This window comes from Streptomyces inhibens, assembly GCF_003389455.1.
GTDB lineage: Bacteria > Actinomycetota > Actinomycetes > Streptomycetales > Streptomycetaceae > Streptomyces > Streptomyces inhibens.
Window position 1 is genome coordinate 1 of the sequence record NZ_QUAC01000055.1, and the last position, 18101, is coordinate 18101.

The 18101-nt window shown below is 70.6% G+C and carries 20 protein-coding genes; 8 read left to right on the plus strand and 12 right to left on the minus strand.

The window, feature by feature from the left end; all coding sequences use genetic code 11:
• Window positions 1-119: 119 nt before the first annotated feature.
• The 3 genes from DY245_RS07945 to DY245_RS44170 all read right to left on the minus strand — a co-directional run bounded on the left by DY245_RS07945 (window position 120) and on the right by DY245_RS44170 (window position 1191).
• Window positions 120-575 (minus strand): nuclear transport factor 2 family protein, encoded by a 456-nt coding sequence (locus tag DY245_RS07945; RefSeq protein ID WP_128504977.1) that lies wholly within the window; start codon window positions 573-575, stop codon window positions 120-122.
• Window positions 576-697: 122 nt separating this feature from the next.
• Window positions 698-1054 carry a hypothetical protein gene (locus tag DY245_RS07950; protein ID WP_128504979.1) on the minus strand — a complete coding sequence of 119 codons (357 nt, stop codon included), beginning with the start codon at window positions 1052-1054 and terminating at the stop codon, window positions 698-700.
• Entirely contained in the window at window positions 1051-1191 is a 141-nt protein-coding gene (locus tag DY245_RS44170; protein WP_181923580.1) for a hypothetical protein, read from the minus strand. The genes DY245_RS07950 and DY245_RS44170 overlap by 4 nt, the downstream gene beginning before the upstream one ends.
• Before the next feature lie 153 nt (window positions 1192-1344).
• Between DY245_RS44170 and DY245_RS07955 the strand changes: the two genes are divergently transcribed.
• Genes DY245_RS07955 through DY245_RS07965 form a run of 3 tightly spaced genes read left to right on the plus strand, consistent with a single transcriptional unit; the run spans window position 1345 to window position 2564 of the window.
• On the plus strand, window positions 1345-2139 hold the full coding sequence (locus DY245_RS07955; RefSeq protein WP_128504981.1) for a helix-turn-helix domain-containing protein: 795 nt from the start codon (window positions 1345-1347) through the stop codon (window positions 2137-2139).
• Complete coding sequence (locus DY245_RS07960) at window positions 2132-2359, plus strand: DUF397 domain-containing protein (RefSeq protein ID WP_128504983.1); 228 nt, start codon at window positions 2132-2134, stop codon at window positions 2357-2359. The genes DY245_RS07955 and DY245_RS07960 overlap by 8 nt, the downstream gene beginning before the upstream one ends.
• Window positions 2352-2564: a DUF397 domain-containing protein gene (locus DY245_RS07965; protein ID WP_128504985.1), complete on the plus strand. Its 213-nt coding sequence runs from the start codon at window positions 2352-2354 to the stop codon at window positions 2562-2564. Before DY245_RS07960 ends, DY245_RS07965 begins: the two co-directional genes overlap by 8 nt.
• On the opposite strand, the gene DY245_RS07970 is transcribed toward DY245_RS07965, so the two are convergent.
• Window positions 2548-3402, minus strand: coding sequence for a methyltransferase domain-containing protein (locus tag DY245_RS07970; RefSeq protein ID WP_128504988.1), 855 nt, complete (start codon window positions 3400-3402; stop codon window positions 2548-2550). The genes DY245_RS07965 and DY245_RS07970 overlap by 17 nt on opposite strands.
• A 77-nt stretch (window positions 3403-3479) precedes the next feature.
• On the opposite strand from DY245_RS07970, the gene pdxR reads away from it, so the two are divergent.
• The gene (pdxR, locus tag DY245_RS07975; protein ID WP_128504990.1) at window positions 3480-5006 is read left to right on the plus strand and encodes a MocR-like pyridoxine biosynthesis transcription factor PdxR; all 1527 of its coding nucleotides are present in this window, start codon (window positions 3480-3482) and stop codon (window positions 5004-5006) included.
• Here the strand turns inward: pdxR and DY245_RS07980 are convergent.
• On the minus strand, window positions 4993-6552 hold the full coding sequence (locus DY245_RS07980) for an IPT/TIG domain-containing protein (protein WP_128504993.1): 1560 nt from the start codon (window positions 6550-6552) through the stop codon (window positions 4993-4995). The two genes, pdxR and DY245_RS07980, sit on opposite strands and share 14 nt — an antisense overlap.
• 294 nt (window positions 6553-6846) lie before the next feature.
• Window positions 6847-7305: a nuclear transport factor 2 family protein gene (locus tag DY245_RS07985; protein ID WP_128504995.1), complete on the minus strand. Its 459-nt coding sequence runs from the start codon at window positions 7303-7305 to the stop codon at window positions 6847-6849.
• Window positions 7306-7402: 97 nt separating this feature from the next.
• On the opposite strand from DY245_RS07985, the gene DY245_RS07990 reads away from it, so the two are divergent.
• A complete protein-coding gene (locus DY245_RS07990; RefSeq protein WP_128504997.1) occupies window positions 7403-8017 on the plus strand; it encodes a TetR/AcrR family transcriptional regulator in 615 nt (204 codons plus the stop codon).
• A gap of 67 nt (window positions 8018-8084) precedes the next feature.
• Here the strand turns inward: DY245_RS07990 and DY245_RS07995 are convergent, their stop codons facing one another.
• The 5 genes from DY245_RS07995 to DY245_RS08015 form a co-directional block, all read right to left on the minus strand.
• Window positions 8085-10037 carry a hypothetical protein gene (locus DY245_RS07995; RefSeq protein WP_128504999.1) on the minus strand — a complete coding sequence of 651 codons (1953 nt, stop codon included), beginning with the start codon at window positions 10035-10037 and terminating at the stop codon, window positions 8085-8087.
• Entirely contained in the window at window positions 10034-10447 is a 414-nt protein-coding gene (locus DY245_RS08000) for a hypothetical protein (RefSeq protein WP_244942901.1), read from the minus strand. The genes DY245_RS07995 and DY245_RS08000 overlap by 4 nt, the downstream gene beginning before the upstream one ends.
• Before the next feature lie 248 nt (window positions 10448-10695).
• The gene (rocD, locus tag DY245_RS08005; protein WP_128505001.1) at window positions 10696-11931 is read right to left on the minus strand and encodes an ornithine--oxo-acid transaminase; all 1236 of its coding nucleotides are present in this window, start codon (window positions 11929-11931) and stop codon (window positions 10696-10698) included.
• Complete coding sequence (ddaH, locus tag DY245_RS08010; RefSeq protein ID WP_128505003.1) at window positions 11928-12758, minus strand: dimethylargininase; 831 nt, start codon at window positions 12756-12758, stop codon at window positions 11928-11930. The genes rocD and ddaH overlap by 4 nt, the downstream gene beginning before the upstream one ends.
• Window positions 12759-12926: 168 nt before the next feature.
• Window positions 12927-13415: an Lrp/AsnC family transcriptional regulator gene (locus tag DY245_RS08015; protein WP_128505005.1), complete on the minus strand. Its 489-nt coding sequence runs from the start codon at window positions 13413-13415 to the stop codon at window positions 12927-12929.
• A 172-nt stretch (window positions 13416-13587) separates the two neighbouring features.
• Here DY245_RS08015 and DY245_RS08020 point away from each other — a divergent pair, with 172 nt between their 5' ends.
• Window positions 13588-14415, plus strand: a complete 828-nt coding sequence (locus DY245_RS08020) for a GntR family transcriptional regulator (RefSeq protein WP_244942902.1) — start codon at window positions 13588-13590, stop codon at window positions 14413-14415.
• A 45-nt stretch (window positions 14416-14460) separates the two neighbouring features.
• Here the strand turns inward: DY245_RS08020 and DY245_RS08025 are convergent, their stop codons facing one another.
• The gene (locus DY245_RS08025) at window positions 14461-15780 is read right to left on the minus strand and encodes an amidohydrolase family protein (RefSeq protein WP_244942912.1); all 1320 of its coding nucleotides are present in this window, start codon (window positions 15778-15780) and stop codon (window positions 14461-14463) included.
• Between the two features lie 485 nt (window positions 15781-16265).
• Here DY245_RS08025 and DY245_RS08030 point away from each other — a divergent pair, with 485 nt between their 5' ends.
• Entirely contained in the window at window positions 16266-17168 is a 903-nt protein-coding gene (locus DY245_RS08030) for an ATP-grasp domain-containing protein (protein ID WP_128505010.1), read from the plus strand.
• Window positions 17165-17995 (plus strand): ATP-grasp domain-containing protein, encoded by an 831-nt coding sequence (locus tag DY245_RS08035; protein ID WP_128505012.1) that lies wholly within the window; start codon window positions 17165-17167, stop codon window positions 17993-17995. The genes DY245_RS08030 and DY245_RS08035 overlap by 4 nt, the downstream gene beginning before the upstream one ends.
• The last annotated feature ends 106 nt before the right edge of the window (window positions 17996-18101 follow it).

Sequence of the window (18101 nt, forward strand, 5' to 3'; positions counted from 1 at the left end):
AGCGGACCTCGGTCTGACGGGATGGTCCGGCGGTCTGGGGCCGGTCTCGGCCCCGGACCGCCGGCGGTAGTACCGGGAGTTCTTCTCACACACGCCTGTGACCGGCAATCGCACCAGCTCTACGCGGCGGGCGTGGGCGATGCGTAGGCGCAGGCGCCGGCGATGGCCTCGGTGTCCCAGTAGAAGGGACGGACCTCGGCGATCCGTCCGCCGGTGACCGTGATCGCCTGGAGGATCGGGAAGGTGAGTTCGCGACCGGTGGCCCGAGCGCGAGCACGGACCTGGGTGAGCACCACCGCGGTCTCCCCGGTGGCGAGGAACTCCTGCTCCAGCATGTCGAACGATTCCCATGCCCGGCTCATCGCGAGGAAGAACCGCTCCATGCCCTCGTGCCCACGCCAGGTTCCGCCGTAGGGCAGGGCATCGGCTTGATGCAGGACGACATCAGGCGCGAAGAAGGGCGCCAGCATGCCGAACGGAGCCGCGCCCGGGCCTCCGGCCGCCAAGTACCCCGCCTCGGCTGCGTACATGCCGGTGAGGACGGTCATCGAGTCTGTCGTGAGGGGGTTCGTCATGTCGCCAGCCTGATCAGCTGAACGGGATCACGCTGGCGGCAATCAGACATCGAGGTGGCTCTGCGCTTTCACGGCAAGCCCTGGCTCCTTACAACCGGGGCGGTCCTTGTGCGCGTTGGTGTTCACTCCTCCTCGTCCTCGTCCTCGTCGTCCGAGTCATCCGGGGCGGCCGCTACGGGCAGTCGCCCGCCCCTGCTGTCCGCGATGCGCACCACGTCGACGAGTGCCCGGGTGGTCTGCTTGAGCGTCACCCGGAGCGTGAGCGGCCCTGCCGTCGGTTCGTTCAACACGTCCTCCGCGTCCGCGATTACAGCGGCGGCGTCGCGCATCTGCTCCGCCTCCATCTCGTCGGCCTTCCGTGAGAGGTAGCCGCCGCTGTTGTCCGTGCTCAGGAAGCACGGGTGCCCAGAGGGGGTCTCCCACGGCAGCAGACGCAGCGGGGACCCGGGAAGCCGGGGGTGGTCCGGGTCGTAGGTCATCGCACGACCACCAGGGTCCGGCGGCGGGCGTGCTGCGCGCGTCGCTCTCGCGGAGCGATGGCCGCGCGGTGGCGGCCGCGGGCGGGGAGCAGCAGCCGCAGGAGCGCCTCGAAGATGGGAGCGATATGTTTGCTCACGTCGTCAACCTCCAGGGGGTTGGTGGCCATGCCCCCGGGCCGTGTCAGCGGTCGCGGGGGTCTTTGCGTACAGCCCCTAGCGTCGGGTGACAGCGAGTAGCCTCGCTAGTACACAGAGTGTGACGGTGTATTCGTCACTAGGGGGTTGGCGAAATGAGCAGTAGGTACGGTGATTGGCTCCGTGAGCAGCGAGAAGCGGCAGGGCTGACACAACAGCGGTTGGCCGACGCGGCGGTGATGACCCGTTCACACATCGCGCATATCGAGGCGGGGCGGCGGATTCCTTCCAAGGAGGATGCGCTGAGGCTGGACAGGGCGCTGAACACAGGGAATGTGTTGAGTAGCTTTCTGCCGCAGGACGACTCGGCGGTTGCCGACTACTTCGAGGCGGCGCGGCACCTTGAGCAACAGGCCACGGAGATCCGTGAGTTCGCGTTGTCGCAGGTGCCTGGCATCCTCCAGACGAGAAAGTACGCGCATGCCGTGATGCGTACCGTCTTCCCTCCGTGGAGTGAAGAGGAAGGTGACCGGTACGTCGTCACACGCCTTGAGCGTTCAAGGATCCTTGCCGACCCGGTGAAGCCTGTGGTGTGGGCGCTCCTGGACGAGTCGGTGTTGCGTCGCCCGGTCGGCGGCCCAGAGGTCATGGCGGAGCAGATCATGCACATTGCCGGCCTGGTTGAGGACGGGCGTGTGCGTGTGCATGTGATGCCGCTGGGACTGGGGGCGTACCACCTCTTGCAGGGGATGCTGTCGCTGATGTGGTTCGAGGACCAGCCCCCGGTGGCCTATTCCGAGGGGCTGGCCGTCGGCAAGGTGCATGACTCCCCGGCCATAGTCCATCGGCTCCAAGGCGCCTACGATCTCGCATTGGGGGACGCACTGCCGCTGAAGGAGTCACTCGCCCTCATGAGGGCGACAGCTAAGGGATATGGACACCATGACTGAGCACACCATTCCGGATGCCGCGACACTCAGCGGCTGGCGTAAGTCGTCGTACAGCGGGGCCGAGGGGGGCAGTTGCATCGAGGTCCTGGACCACTACCCCTTCGGCGTACCCGTCCGTGACAGCAAGAACCCGCACGGCCCCGCGCTCGTCTTCCGGGCAGCCGCGTGGTCATCGTTCGTTGCCGCAGTCAGGGACGAGGAGTTCGGAAGCCGTGATTGAGCACATCATCCTGAACGCGGCCACGCTGACCGGCTGGCGCAAGTCCTCGTACAGCGACGCCAACGGCGGCAGCTGCATAGAGGTTTTGGACAACCACCCCTCCGGCATCCCGGTCCGCGACTCCAAGAACCCGCACGGCCCGGCGCTTCTCTTCCCGGCCGAGGTCTGGGCGTCGTTCGTCGCTGCCGTCAAGGCTGTGGACTGACGGCCGTGGCCTTGAAGAACGTGTAGTGGAAGGTCCCGCCGTCGTCGGCTGCGCGCCGTAGATCGGCGATGCCGCGGTTCCAGTCGGCCGCAGTCGTCAGGCCGGCGGCCATCGCATCGTCGCGTACGGACTCGATCATGGCGATAAAGGTCTTGCGGGTGAAGCCGTCCACCAGCGCGGGGCGGGTCCGGTCGGCGTAGACCGTGCGCGGCCGGACGGCGACGTCGGTGAAGCCTGCGTCGGTGAGCAGCGGCTCCAACTCCCGTCCGAGCAGGGCGTTTCCGCCGGCCGCGGACTGTAGGTGGATCTGGTGGCCGATCACCTCATGGGCGTGGTGGCTGTCCGGGTGGAAGACCACCGACCCGTGGTCGCCCTCGATCACGGTGAGGGTGCCGCCGGGGCGCAGAACGCGGCGCAGTTCGGCCAGTGCCCGGCCGGGGTCCCGTAGGTGTTCCAGTACGAAGCAGGTGAAGATGTGGTCGAACTCTGCGTCCGTAAAGGGGAGTTGGAAGAGGTCGGCGGGGTGCCAGGTCACGTCGGCGGCCGGGGCCTGTTCCGTGACGTATGCGCGGGCCTGGGTCAGGGACTCCTCGGAGCGGTCGACGGCGACGATCCGCGCCCCCGGGCTGCTCCTGGCCAGGTGCACGGTCTGGGCGCCCACTCCGCAGCCGACCTCCAGGACCCGGCTGCCGGGCGGGTACGCCGTACCGGCGTGCAGCAAGGCGGCCAGGGTGTCCGCCTGGTCGCCGAGACGGCGGGCTTCCTGTGGTGAATAGCCGTGTACGTAGGCCGTGTGGGGCGTCGGGGTTGTCGGGGTCGTCGGCGTCGTCGTAGTCATGGGTTCCACCGTGGCGCGACAATGGTCCGGTGCACAGGTCCAAAGGGGAGCCGCCCAACCGGTCCATAAGCTCTTCCGTGTCCGCCGGGTCTTCCGACTTCTTGCAGCTGGACATCGGGGACGCGCCCGCCGGTGGACGGTCCGACTGGCTGGCGCGGGAGTTGCGGCGGGCCATCGCGGACGGCCGGCTGCCGGTCGGGAGCCGGCTGCCCGCGACCCGGGTGCTCGCCGCTGACCTGCGGGTTTCGCGTGGTGTGGTCACCGAGGCGTATCAGCGGCTGAGCGAGGACGGGCAGCTGGCCGGGCGGGGGAGGGGCGGCACGGTCGTGGTCGCCGCGCCCGTGACGACGAAGGCGGCGGCGGCGAAGACCACGGGCTCGACCCCGTACGCACACCGGACCGCCGCTCCCTTCGGCGCGCCGCCCGGCCCGGACGTCTTCGACGCGCTGCGTGCCGCGCCCGCCCGGATCGATCTCTCGCCCGGCGTGCCCGACCTGGCCGCCTTCCCGCGGGCGGCCTGGCTGCGTGCCGAACGCGCGGTGCTCGCGGACCTCCCGGCCGCCCACTTCGGATACGGGGACCCGCGCGGCGCCCCCGCCCTACGGACGGCCGTCGCCAACTGGCTGGCCCGTAACCGCGGGATCCGGGCGGACCCGGACGAGGTGCTGATCGTCGCCGGTACCGCGCAGGCGCTCGGCCTGATCGCCCAGGTGCTGCACAGGGACGGCGTGCGCGAGATCGCGGTGGAGGACCCCGGTTCGCTCGGTGCCCGGCAGCATCTGGTCCATTGGGGAGTGGGGACGCCGCCGGTAGAGGTCGATGAGGAAGGGGTACGGGTTGACGCGCTGCGGGCGAGCGGCGCCCGGGCCGTACTGCTCACCCCGGCGCATCAGTTCCCGACCGGGGTGGTGCTCGGCGGCGGCCGGCGCCGTGAGCTGATGCGCTGGGCGGCCGACGGCGGCCTGATCATCGAGGACGACTACGACGCCGAGCACCGTTACGACCGCGCGCCGGTCCCGGCCCTTCGTTCCCTCCTCCCCGAGCAGGTCTGTTACGCGGGCAGCGTCTCCAAACTGCTGGCGCCCGCGCTGCGGGTGGGCTGGCTGCTCGCGCCGCCGAAGTACCGGGAGGCGTTCGTCGAGGCCAAGCGGTTCGCCGACCTCGGCAACGCCGTACTGCCGCAGCTGGTGCTGGCCCGGCTGATGGAGTCGGGTGAACTGGAGCGCGGGCTACGGCTGGTGCGCCGGCGCCATCGCCGCCGCCGGGACGCCATGATCGCGGCGATCGGCGACGGTCTGCCGGGCGCGAGGGTGCATGGCGCCGCGGCGGGTCTGCATCTGACGATCACCTTCGACCCGGGGGCCCTCGACGCCTCCGATATGGACCTGGCCGCGGCCGCCCTCGCCCGCGGCGTCAAGGTTCACCCCCTGTCCTGGCACAGCCAACGCCCGGCCCCGCCGGGCCTGGTCCTCGGCTACGCGGCCCGCACACCGGGCGAGATCGCGGAGGGCGTGGCCGCCGTCGGCGAGGCGCTGACCGGCGGCGGGGCGGGGACCGGGGACCGGGCGGGGGCCGGGGACCGGGCGGGGATCAGGGTTCGATGACTTCTGCGTGGGCGCTGGACGGGGACAGGATGGCTGACGGGGTGATCGCGCCGGCGAAGCTGACGTCATATCCGCCGTTGAGGAGGATGAGCGTCAGGGTGAGTGTCTCGTTCACCTGGGCGACGCCTTGGGCGTTGGTGTTGGCGATGCCCAGGACGTTGGTGCCGGCTTTGAAGGTGATGGGCTGGTTGGGCACCGGAAGGCCGGTGACCTGGTCGGTCAGTGTGGCGGTCAGGAACGGGAAGTACACGTGCGGCGGGAACAGCTTCGCCAGCGCCGGGGTCGCGGTCAGCGAGGTGGCGTGGACGGGGACGAAGTAGGTGAAGCCGTTCACCAGAGTGGCGCTGCCGCCAGGGGTGGTGACGGTGACGTTCGCGGGGCCGGCCACCCCGGGCGGAGTGGTCGCGGTGAGCTGCGTACCGGTGGCGTTGACGGTCACGCCGGTGGCGGGGTTACCACCGATGTCGACACTCGCCCCGGTCAGGTTGGTGCCGGTGATCGTCACCACCGTGCCGCCCGTGATGGGCCCCTGGTTGGGGGTGATGGTGTTGATCATCGGGGGGAACTGGATGACGCTGACATTGGCCGAGGCGATGTTGCTGACATAGACCTTGTTGTTGGGGGCGACCACCAGGGCGATCGGCTGGCTGCCGACGGGAATCGGGGCGCCGATGACGGTGTTGGTGGTGGTGTCGATCACCGACACGTCGTTCGAGCCGCGGTTGGCTGTGTAGGCGTTGCCGTCGGGGCCGACCGTGATGCCCCACGGGTTGGTGCCGACGGGGATCGTGGCCACGATCATGTCCGTGTTCGTGCTGATCACGGAGACGTTGTTCGACCCGATGTTGGCGACGTAGGCATCCCCGCTGGGGCCGATCGCCACAAAGTTCGGCTGGCTGAGGCCGAGAATCGTGGTGATGACGGTGGCGGTGGCGGTGTCGATCACCGTCACGCTGTTCGCGTTCCGGTTGGCGACATAGGCCTTGCCGTTGGGGGCGACGGCGATCCCGACCGGGCCGCTGCCGGTGGGGATCGCGGGGCCGATGGTGGTGTTGGTGGCGGTGGAGATCTCCTGCACGCTGTTCGCCCCGAAGCGGCTGACGTAGACGTTGCCGCTGGGGATGACCGCCGCCGCGGCGGGGCCGCCGCTGAGGGGGATCGTGGTGAGGACGGTGCTGGTAGCGGTGTCGATCACCGTCACGTTGTTGGAGATGTTGTTGGGGACGTAGGCGTTGCCGTTGGGGGCGACGGTCAGCCAGGCCGGCGTGGTGCCGGTGGGGATCGGTGCGCCGATGACGGTGTCCGTGGCGGTGTCGATGGTCGACACATTGCTCGATCCGGAGTTGGCGACGTAGAGGTCGCCGTTGGGGATGAACGCCAGCCCGACCGGGTTGGTGCCGACGGGGATCGGCGCGATCGCCATGAGGGCGGCTGCCGGCGCAGCCACCAGGCTCACCTGCCTCGCCTCGGCAGCCGACGACACCTGACCGGGGAGGGAGGCTGTCAGCAGCAGTTCCTGCAACGGTGACTGAAGATTCGTACTCATGTGGACCCCTTCTGCGGGGGCCACCCCTCCTGACAAGCCGTCACGCGGGCTACAGCGCAGGCCCGGAGACCCGCTGCGGGGCACCACAACCAGAGGCCACACGTCGCAAAAAACGCGACAAGGCTGCGCATCCCCGAGGAGGGATGGGCAGCCCATTGGTTCGGTCGTTAACTTTCGTTCCCGCACGGCAGGGAAGCGAAACTTCCGCACGTGCCTGCTGCCCGCCCAGTGCGTTCACCACTGTCGGCGGTCAGCCGGGTCGTCCGATACGGGCAGTTCCCCGACGCCGGCCGATCAGTGAAACGGAAGCGGGCGGCCCCGCTCCTCGTCCGGCCGCGGGCCGAAGATCCGCCGCTCCGCCTCCGTGATCGCGACATCGTGGATACCGGCCTCGCGGCGGCGCATCAGCCCCTCCTCGTCGAACTCCCACAGCTCGTTGCCGTAGCTGCGCCACCACTGGCCGTCCGCGTCATGGGACTCGTACTGGAAGCGCACCGCGATCCGGTTGCCGCTGTACGACCAGAGCTCCTTGCGCAGTGAGTAGTCGAGCTCGCGGGCCCACTTCTGGCGGAGAAAGGCGACGATCTCGTCGCGGCCGGTGACGAAGGTGTCGCGGTTCCGCCAGACCGAGTCCTCGGTGTAGGCGAGGGCGACCCGCTCGGGGTCGCGGGTGTTCCAGGCGTCCTCGGCCGCCTGCACCTTGCGGAGCGCGCTCTGCTCGTCGAAGGGCGGGAAGGGTGGGCGTGGTGCCATGACGGGCTCCCTCTCTCGGCACAGGGGAGAACGATCGTTCTCCTCTCGTCGGCTAGTGTAGAGAACGACCGTTCTCCTGGAAAGCCCCGGAAGTGCCATGGACCTCGACGAAGCCCGTACGCGGATACTCGACGCCGCGGAGAAGCTGTTCTACGACCGCGGGATCCAGTCCGTCGGCATGGACGAACTCCGTACCACCGCCGGAGTGTCGCTCAAGCGCCTCTACCAGTGCTTTCCCGCCAAGCACGATCTTGTCGAGGCGTATCTGCGCCGTCGCGACACCCGCTGGCGCGCCGCGCTCGCGGAGTACGTGGCCGAGCGTGCCGACGGGCCCGAAACCCGTCCGCTCGCAGTCTTCGACTGGCTGCACACCTGGTTCTCGGAGCCCGATTTCCGCGGCTGCGCCTTCATCAACTCCTTCGGGGAGCTGGGGGCCACCTCGGACGGTGTCGGGCGCGTCGCCCGGGAGCACAAGCGCGCGCTGCTCTCGTATCTGACCGGCCTCGTCCGGGCCGTACCGATTGCCGAACCCGGGGAACTCGCCGTGCAGTTGGCGCTGCTCATCGACGGTGCGATCAGCTCCGCCGCGATCTCGGGCGACCCCGCCGCCGCCCGGCATGCCCGTACCGCCGCCGAGAGGCTCATGGCGGCGGCACGGGCGGGAACGGAGCCGGGGACGGAGCCGGGAACGGCGGGCGCGTCCCGGAAGTGACCGGCCAGGGGGGCGTGGTCGTCGCGTCCAAGGGCGCGGCGGGCGTCACGGACACAGGCTCCCGACGTCACTCAAGAACGTTGGAGCAGACAGGGGAGATCTCCTGCACGTCCTTGATCTCTTCATGTAGCGCTTTGCCTGCGATGAGGGCGGCTACGACGTCGGGGTGGATGTCGGGATCGTCGCCCTCGCGCTCTTTGGCGTCGGCCACGCTGTTCCGCTCGTTCGCCCGGGACTGGAGCGCGGACTTCACCTTGGCATCGGTCGCCTTTGCGGCCGCGGCATTCAGTCCGGATGCCACTTGCCTGGACCGCGCGACAAAGTCTTTCGTCGCGCGCATCTCTGTCGGCTGAGACTTGGCGACAATGATCTGTTTGGCCTCGTCGCAACCGGCGGGCACACCGCTCCCGCTCGCCACCACCACGACGGTCGTGGCGGCTGCGACCACCACGGCGGCGGTTCCCGCCGTGGCGGCAGTGTTGGCGGTGGCGAGTTTCGCGAGGTAACTGAACAGGCTGCCGATCTTCGCCGTCGGGACGACAGGCGCGGCGACGAGCGCCAAGGCTGCGGCCACGGCGAGCTTGTCGCCCTTCAGCAGGTTGCTGATCTGCTCCTCGGCGCTGACGTAGTACTTGAGGTCCTTGGTCATTCCGCCGTGCGTCGCGGCGACCTTGCCCAGGACGTAGAGCCGCAGCGCGATCTGCCCGCGGCCGGCTGCCAGCGCGGTCGGCGCGGCGGTCTTGACCAGGCGTGAGACCAGCACCCACTGCTGCGTCTCACTCAGGGCGCGCGCGACGATCAGCAGCAGATACGGGTCCGGTCCCGGCGGCCCGGCCTTCGCGGCGAGCGCCGCCGTCAGGCCTTCAGCGGCGGTGGCCGCTGCGGTGGGGGCCCAGTTCTGGTTGCGGACCGCGGCGGCGGCGTCCTCGGTGATCTGGTAGGTGCCGGCGCTGTAGGTGACCAGGCGCCGGTCGTAGAGTTCCGGCCCGGCGTCCGCGGCCCGTGGATCTCCGGTGACCGGTGCGAACCAGGCAGCGGGCAGCGGCACGCCGAACGTCGCCAGCGCGACCAGCACGCTTCGGGCCGGTTCGCTCAGGGCGACGGCCAGGGCCTCGGCCTGATGCCGCGGGCTCAGCCGGTCCGGGTCGACCGGCGGCGGCTGGTCGTGAGGCTCCCTGGCCGCCCTGGCACGCCATTGGTCGGAGCCCTTGATGAACTCCGCGTACTGGCGCAGGCGTTGAGGCTTGTCATCGGCCATCCGGTAGGCGTGGTCGAACTGCAGGTTCTGCAGACCGACCGGGCCCAGCGCAAGCCCGAGTTCGGAGCTGAGCAGCTCGATCGCGGCGGCCCGGGCCAGGGGTTGGACCTGGTGCGCCGCCGCCGTGTCCGGCAATGTCGGGTACGGGGACGTGAAGAGGAATGTGCAGCCGGGGAAGGTGTGCAGCACCCGGGCCACGTCCTCCCGGCCCAGTTCGCAGTCGAAGACGGTGACGTGTACGTCGGAGACGTCGGCGACGGCTTCGTGCAGCATGGTCTCGTCGACCCCGCGCAGGAAGGACTTGCCGAAGAACGCCTCGGCCAGCCGCTGGTACAGGATCTCCAGCGTGCCGGTCTCCCCGGCCCGGGGCGACAGGACGTGGCCACGCTGCCCTTGCGCCGCCAGCTTCCGGTGCACCGCCTCGGCGATCGCCTTCTTCCCGATGTCCGCGGGCCCGTACAGCTGGACACTGGTGCCCTCGGTCAGCTGCCTGAAGGCCTGCTCCACGATCTCGTCGCGGCCGAACAGGTCGGCCTGGGCAGGAGCCCGCAGCGGAGGGGTCTCGCGCAGCGGCAGTTCCAGCACGCTCTCGGTCTCGACGAACTTTCCGTCGGCGTAGATGACGTTGAGGGTGTAGTCACCCGTGCTCACATTGCCCTGGACGTCGCCGTGGACCACGATCGATCGCTCGGCGCCGGAGCGGGCCGGATCCTGGGACATCTGTGCCGCAGGCCCGTCGAGCGGCCCGGCCTCGCCGCTCACCGGCGCTGGATGTTGATCGCGGCGTCCCCGGTCGACACGATCCCGGGGACGTTCCCGGTCACGGCCACCCCCCGGGTACCGTCGGCCCGTGCCGCCGGCTGCTCGGGAAGCAGTGCCGCCAACTCCGTGACCAGCGACGGGTCGGCCGCCAGAACTCCCCTGATCTGAAGGCGCAGTGCAGCCAGCGCGTCCGGATCGCCGTCTGTTGTCGCCAGGGTGGTCACCGCCGCCTCGATCGGCGCGCGGTCCGGAGTGCGGCGCAGGATCCGGTCGAGCAGCCGCTGGCCCAGCCGTACCGTCGCATCGGCCGCCTGGTCCTCGGCCCGGCTCAGCACATTGACGCCGTAGGCGCCCACTGCCGCACCGACCGCCGGCACGATCTCGCCGACCAGAGAATTGATGTCAGACACTGTTGTCCCCCGTTGTTGTCTCAACGAACAGCAGTCAGATGCGCAATGGCGCTCCGCAATGGCGGCTCTTCCCGAACGGCCTCCAGACTGACCGCAGTACGTCTGCCCCGGGACACCGCCGGTTACTCCAGTACACCCCCGTCACTTCGCACTCGGCAACCCTGCGGCTTGTCGCGCAACGGCCGGAATCGGCCATCCCTCGGTGCCGCCACCGTCGGCGCCGAGGGACAGGCCGAAGACGTCAGGGACTAGCCCAGCGCCCGTTCCAAGCTCCCCAGCGCCGACGCCAGTTCCGCCTCGGTGATGGTCAGCGGCGGGGCGAGCCGGATCGTCGAGCCGTGGGTGTCCTTGACCAGGATTCCTTCCTTCAGAAGGCGTTCGCTGATCTCCCGGCCGGTGCCGAGGGCGGGGTCGATGTCGACGCCGGCCCACAGGCCGCGGGCGCGGAAGCCGGTCACGCCCTTGCCGGTCAGCGCGGCCAGGCCGGTGCGCAGCTGGTCGCCGAGTTCGGCGGCGCGGCGCTGGAACTCTCCGGTGGCGAGCAGCTCGATGACGGCCGAACCGACGGCCGCCGCCAGCGGGTTGCCGCCGAAGGTCGAGCCGTGCTGGCCGGGGCCCAGCACACCGAGCACCTCGCGGCGGGCGACGACCGCGGAGACCGGGACGATACCGCCGCCGAGCGCCTTGCCGAGGAGGAGTACGTCGGGGACGACGGATTCATGGTCGACGGCCAGGGTGGTTCCGGTGCGGCCCAGGCCTGACTGGATCTCGTCGGCGATGAACAGGCAGCCGGCCCGCCGGGTCAGTTCGCGTACGCCGGTGAGATAGCCCGCGTCGGGGATGACGACGCCGGCCTCGCCCTGGATGGGCTCGATCAGCACGGCGGCGGTGGTCTCGTCCACGGCGGCTTCGAGGGCGGCGAGGTCGTTGTACGGGACGACGCGGAAGCCGGGCGTGAAGGGGCCGAAGCCGGCGCGGGCGGTCTCGTCGTTGGAGAAGCCGATGATCGTGGTCGTACGGCCGTGGAAGTTGTCGGCGGCCACGACGATCGTCGCCCGGTCCGCCGGGACGCCCTTGACGTCGTACGCCCACTTACGGGCGACCTTGATGCCGCTCTCCACCGCCTCGGCGCCGGTGTTCATCGGCAGCACCATGTCCAGGCCGGTCAGCTCGGCGAGGCCCTCGGCGAAACCGGCCAGGCGGTCGTTGTGGAAGGCGCGGGAGGTGAGGGTGAGCTGATCGAGCTGGCGGTGCGCGGCCTCGATCAGGGCCGGGTGCCGATGGCCGAAGTTGAGCGCCGAGTAGCCGGCCAGCATGTCGAGATAGCGCCGCCCCTCGACGTCCTCGACCCAGACACCCTCGGCGCGCGCGACGACCACGGGCAGCGGGTGGTAGTTGTGCGCGAGGACCGGGCCCTCGGCCTGGATCAGCTCCGCGGACGAACGGGGCGCGCGGACGGCGGCGGTACGGGTGGGAGCGGTCATGAGCGGATCTCCTGGGTGCAGCACTTGATGCCGCCGCCGGCCTTGCGGAACTCCGACAGGTCGACGGGGACGGGGACATAGCCACGTGCGGTGAGCTGGTCGATGAGGCCGGTCGCCTGCGGGGCGATGAAGACCTGGCGGCCGTCGGAGACGGAGTTGAGGCCGAAGGCCATGGCGTCGTCCCGGGTGGCGATCACCGCCTGCGGGAACAGCCGCCGCAGCACCTCGCGGCTGCCGGACGAGAACGCCTCGGGGTAGTAGGCGACGTTCGCCTCGCCGGTCTCCGCGTCCTCCTCCAGGACGAAGAGCGCGGTGTCCAGGTGGTAGAAGTACGGGTCCACCAGCTGGAGCCCGATCGTCGGTACGCCGAAGAACTCCTGCACCTCGTCATGGGCGGCGCGGGCGGTACGAAAGCCGGTGCCCGCCAGGATGTAGCGGCCGGCCGGTACGAGATCGCCCTCGCCCTCGCAGAGCGACTCCGGCCGGTAGACGTCGTATCCGGCCGTCTTGAACCAGGTCTCGTACTCCGTGGACTCCGGCCGCCGCTGCGGCGCGTGGAAGGACGAGCCGAAGACCCGGCCGCCCACGACGAGCGCCGAGTTCGCCGCGAACACCATGTCCGGCAGACCGGCGACCGGCGGCACATGCTCCACCGTGTGTCCGTGCGCGCGGTAGGCGCGCATCAGCGTCTCCCACTGCTGCCCCGCCAGCGCGGCGTCGACCGGCGCCTCCGCACGCATCCAGGGGTTGATCGCGTAACGCACTTCGAAGTGTCTGGGCTCGCAGACCAGATAGCGCCGGGGGCGCGACTCACGACTCGTCGGCACAGAAATATCCCTCCGCTTCCTGCACTTCCTGTCATGACAGACCGTTATGGGTAGTCACCAGGGGTGCTTCCACGGTAGGGAGCGTGGGATTCCGGCCACAAGAAATAAATGCTGCTTATCGGCGCAGGAATGCTGCGTATGGGCGGCTGTTGCTGCAGGTTTCCTGCGTCATTCCGGGGCGGAAGACTGCCGGGCGCCCGCCTCCGGGCTCTCCGGCAGCAGATGCGACAGCACCATGTAACTGATCGTCTTGCGGATGAACGGCTCGGCCCTGATGCGTTCGAGCACCTCCTCGAAGTGCTCGACATCGGTCGCCCGTACGTGCAGCAGCGCATCGGCGCCCCCGGTGACGGTCATCGCCGCCGCGATCTCCGGATGGTTGCGCACGACCTCCGCGAGCCGCCGGGGCGGGGCGGCGCTGTCGCAGTACACCTCGACATACGCCTCGGTGAGCCAGCCCAGCGCGGCCGGACGCACGGTCGCGGTGAACCCCGTGATCACGTTGTTCTCCCGCATCCGGTCCACCCGCCGCTTGACCGCGGTGGACGACAGCCCGACGGCCGCGCCGATCTCCGCGAAGCTCGCCCGGCCGTTGTCGATCAGCGCCGCAACGATCTTGCGGTCGAGGTCGTCGAAGGGCGCGGCCTTGTTGGTCACTGAACCTCCCGATCCATCCCGGTTCCTCGCCATCGAGGTCGCCTCACGGTAGCGATACCGTGCCCGCCGGTGGCGCATCCCCCCGGCCTGGCCGGCAAACCCCCAGCTCAGGCATCTTTGCAGGTCACACGGGGTGGCGTAACCTCGCGGCAGCACCGCTCGCCTGGCGTCGGTGACCCGCTGGGTAAGCGAGGAGGGCCGGGCCGTGCACGAACCGAGGGAGCGCGGTGGTGGGTCCGGTGCGGCGCCGACCCGGGCGGACCGGGCGCGGCGGGTGGCGCATGTGCTGCGGGGACAGGTGCTGCGCGGAGCCTTTCCCGACGGGGTGCTGCCCGATGAGCGGGCGCTGGTGGCCGAGTTCGACACCTCGCGCAACACCGTGCGCGAGGCGCTGGGGCTGCTGCGTGACGAGGGGCTGGTGGCCCGGCGCCAGGGCGTGGGCACGGTGGTGGTCGGGCGCGCGTACCAGCATCCGCTGGGGGAGCTGTCCGGTCTGGCGGAGGTGCTCCAGCGGCACGGCGTGGTCGTCAACGAGGTGCGCGAGGCGCGCAGCGTACGGCCGCCGCGCACGGTCGCCCGGCGGCTGGGGCTGGCCGAGGGCGGCCCGGCCGTCTACCTGGAGCGGCTGCGCCGGGTCGACGGCACCCCGCTGTCGCTGGACTGCACCTATCTGATCCCCGAGGTGGGCGAGCCGCTGCTGGCGCGCGGCCGGGACACCCTGGAGAAGCACGATGTCTTCGATCTGATCGAGACCGCCGCGGGTACGCCGCTCGGCACGGCCGAGGTGTCCGTACAGGCCGTGGTCGCGGACCCGGCGACCTGCGCGGTGCTGGCGATGCCCGCGGGCGGCGCGGTCCTGGCCGTCGAGCGCCTCACCCGGCTCGCCGACGGTCGCCCCGCCGACCTGGAGTTCATTCATCTGCGCGGTGACCGGCTGACCTTGCACGCCACGCTCGACCGGGCGAGGGGCGGCCCGGGCGCCGCCCACCGTCAGCCGTAGGAGGCGGGGTTGGCGGCCGCCCGGGCCCAGTGCACGCCCGGTGGCCTATACCGGCTCCACCCGCTGCAACTTGGCCCGGCGTACGACCTCCGGGCCGAGCTGCGCCGCCCGTGCCACCAGCGCGTGGCCGTCCCAGTCCGGCGGCCAGCCGTGCCACAGGCGCAGCGTGCCGTCGACGACGACCGCGGCGATCTGGTCGCGGTTCGCCAGGCGAACAAGTTCCCACCGCAGGTCGTAGGAGGGCGTGAGCTCGGGGACATCGAGGTTGACGACGAGGAAGTCGGCGGCCTTGCCGGCCGCGATCTCGCCGGTCACCTTGCCCAGCCCGAGCGCATCGGCGCTGCTCGCGGTCGCATGCGTCAGCCACGTCCGCCCGGCCCCGCACACCGAGTCGCCCGAGGCCATGCCGTACGCCAGCCGCTGCGCCGTCTCCCCGGCGTCGACCAGCCGGAAGCCGTCACCGCGGGTGCCGTCGGTGCCCATGCCGAACCGCACGCCCATCGCCGCCAGCATGGTCGCGTGCGCCACGCCATTGCCCTTCCAGGCGCTGGCCACCGGGTTGTAGCTGATCGCCGCACCGGAGTCGGCGAGCAGCCGCATCTCCGAAGGGGTGAGGAGGGTGGCGTGCGCGCCCAGGGTGTGCGGTCCGAGCGCGCCGACGTGGTGCAGATGTTCGAGCGGGCGCCGGCCGACGCTCTTCAACGAGCGCTCCACGGAGGCGAGGTGCTCGTTCACATGGATCTGCAGCACCGCGCCGGCTTCGGCGCACATGTCGGCGGTCTTCTTGATGACCTCGCCGGGCGCGTCCTCGGGGACGGCGATCGCCAGCGAGGGATGGATCAGCGGATGGCCCTCCCACCGCGCCAGATGCGCCGGGCCGCCCGTACCGGTCGAGACGATCTTGGACAGTACGCACCGGATACCGGCTTCCTCCGTGCCCTTGGCCACCGCCCCGACATCGACGGGGGCCCGGGTCCCGGCATCGGCGACGGTGGTGAAGCCGCCCCGCAGCGCCTCCAGCGCGGCCAGTTTCGCCGAGAGATAGGCGCTCTCCTCGTCCAGTGCATGCTCCAGCGGCTCCCAGACCGTCTTGAAGATCTCCGAGGGCTGCCCGAAGGACTGGGCCTTGCCGAAGCTCTGGGTCAGATGATGGTGCGCGTCGACGAACCCGGGCATCAGCAAGTGGCCGTCCAGGCGCACCGGTTGAAGGTCCCGGTGTGCGGCGATGAGCTGTTCGGCCGGCCCGATGGCGCGGAACTTCCCGCCGTCGACGAGCACGGCCTGCCCGCGCACCGGCCCGTCCGGCAGGAGCAGCAGCTCGGGCACCAGCAGCTGCCGGGTGCCGTGAAAGTGCGCCGGCCGCAGGTCGTTGTCCGTGCCGTTCTTCGTCCGGGCGTCGTGCGGGGCGGCGGCGTCCGCCGTGCCCGGAGCGCCGGTTCCCGATGTGCCGATGACTCCGCCCACGCCGGCCAGAAACCCACGCCGGCCGAAGCCGCTGTGCTGCTCGTTCGCCAACCCGCTCGCCTGCTTCCGTACTTCGGTAGTTGCGTACACCTCGTCGATCCGTCCCCGGGGGGCCCGACCCTAGGAGCACCCGGGAAGCGGAACAAGGGTTCCGGCATACGGGATTTGCTAGGTGGGAGGGTGGGTGGCGCAACCTTCGCCGGGGCCCGGCAACGTCCTGGTCAGGGCGTACGGAAGTGACGCGAGGGGTGGCGTAACGTCGCCGAAATATCAGCCGGTGCCGGGCGCGCGGGCCGCAGGGCCCCGCGGATTCCCGCGTGGGATCCTGGTGCGTCATGGATCTGCCGGACGGACGGTGGACGTGCGGCGATGACGAGGGTGCCCCGATGAGACTCTGCTTCCTGGTGGAGGAGCAGTACCGCTACGACGGCATGCCGCTGGACGTGATCCGCCAACTCGGCGCCTGGGGCCACCAGGTGGACGTGCTGTGGCCCGGCCGCTCACTGATCTCCATATCCGAGGCGATCCAGGCGGGCAGCCATGACGCCTGGGTCCTCAAGACCGTCTCCGGCGGACCGGGCCTGACCCTTTTGGAAGCCGCCGCGTGCGTCGGACTGACGACGGTGAACGACGTACGGGCGATCAGGGGCGTCCGCGACAAGGCGCTCGCCGCAGTGATCGCCCGCAGTAGCGGGCTGCCCGTCCCCGTGACGTATGCGGCGGCCCGTGCCGAGGAGTTCGCGCAGATACCCGGGGCGCAGTACCCCCTCGTGGTGAAGCCCGCGGACGGCAGCTCGGGACGCGCGGTGCGGCTGGTCGAGTCGCCGGAGCAGCTGCTGGACCAGGCGCTTTCCGCGGAACCCGGGGAAGGGGGCGGGGCGGCCGGCGGGCTGCTGATCGCCCAGCCGTATGTCCCCAACTCCGGTACGGATCTGAAGGTGTACTGCGTCGCCGGTGAGCTGTACGCCACCGAGCGGTGCTCCCCGCTGCACCTGGGGCGCGCCGTGCGCGAGCGCCAGGTCCCGCTCACACCGGAAGTCGCCCGGATCGCCGCCGAGATAGGCGCGGTCTTCGGCCTCGATCTGTACGGGGTGGACGTCCTGCTCGGGCCGGACGGCCCGGTGGTCGTCGACATCAACGACTTCCCCAGCTTCCGCCAGGTGCCGGACGCGGTCGCCCGGGTGTCCGCCGCCGTGCTGCACCTCGCCCGTAAGGGACCCCGGCAGCCGGTCGTGGACCTGGCCTCCCCGGCGACGGCCCCGCTGGCCGCGATCGGCGGTGACCGATGAGGGTCGGTCTGATCACCGCGGACCCCGCTCACCCGGTGCTGGCCGCGGTCACCGGGCTGCTGACCCCACATCACCGGGTGGAGCACCTGGACCCGGGCGGTGACGCCCAGGACCTCGACCGCGGCGATCTGGCCGATGTCTACCTCCTCAAGGCCCGTACGCCCCGGGCGCTGGCCCTCGCCGCCCGGCTGGAGGGGTACGGCGCCCCGGTCATCAACTCCGCGGCGGCCACCGCGCGGTGCCAGGACCGGGTGGAGATGGCGGCGCTGGCCCGCGCGGCCGGGCTGCCGTTCGCGCAAACCGCCCTCGTGGACGGGCTGGGGGAGCTGGCCGCGGCCGGGGAACCGGCCACCCCGCTGGTGATCAAGAGCCGCTACAGCCGGCGCCATGACCTGGTGACCCGGGCCGACAGCGCCGCACGGCTGCGCGAGCTGGCCGCCGCCTGGCCCGATGAGCCGGTGGTCGTCCAGGAGTTCACCGCGAACAGCGGCTGGGACCACAAGCTGTGGGTGGTCGACGGGCAGCTCTTCGCCGGGCTGCGCCGCTCGGAACTGGCGCCGGACGGCCGGGGGCCCACCCTGCCGCTGCCGGTCGACGAGCTGCCGGCGGGCTGGACCGGCGCCGCGCTGCGGGTGGGCGAGGTCTTCGGGCTGGAGGTCTACGGCGTGGACATCCTGGACGCCGGCGGCGGCGCGCCGCTGATCGTGGACATCAATGCCTTCCCCGGCATCCGCGGCCAGGCCGGTGCCCCCGAGGCGCTGGCGGACCTCGCGCTGCGTACCGCGGCACAAGCCGAAATAACGGCGTCAGAAGCAAGCCTGAAATGATCACCTCCCGGAGCTGACCGGTCCCAAGACGCCAGGAGGCGGAACCTCCTCCTCCATAAGGCCTAGTGCGCCGAGGGGCGGGGTAGCGCTGCCCCCGTCCGGGAGG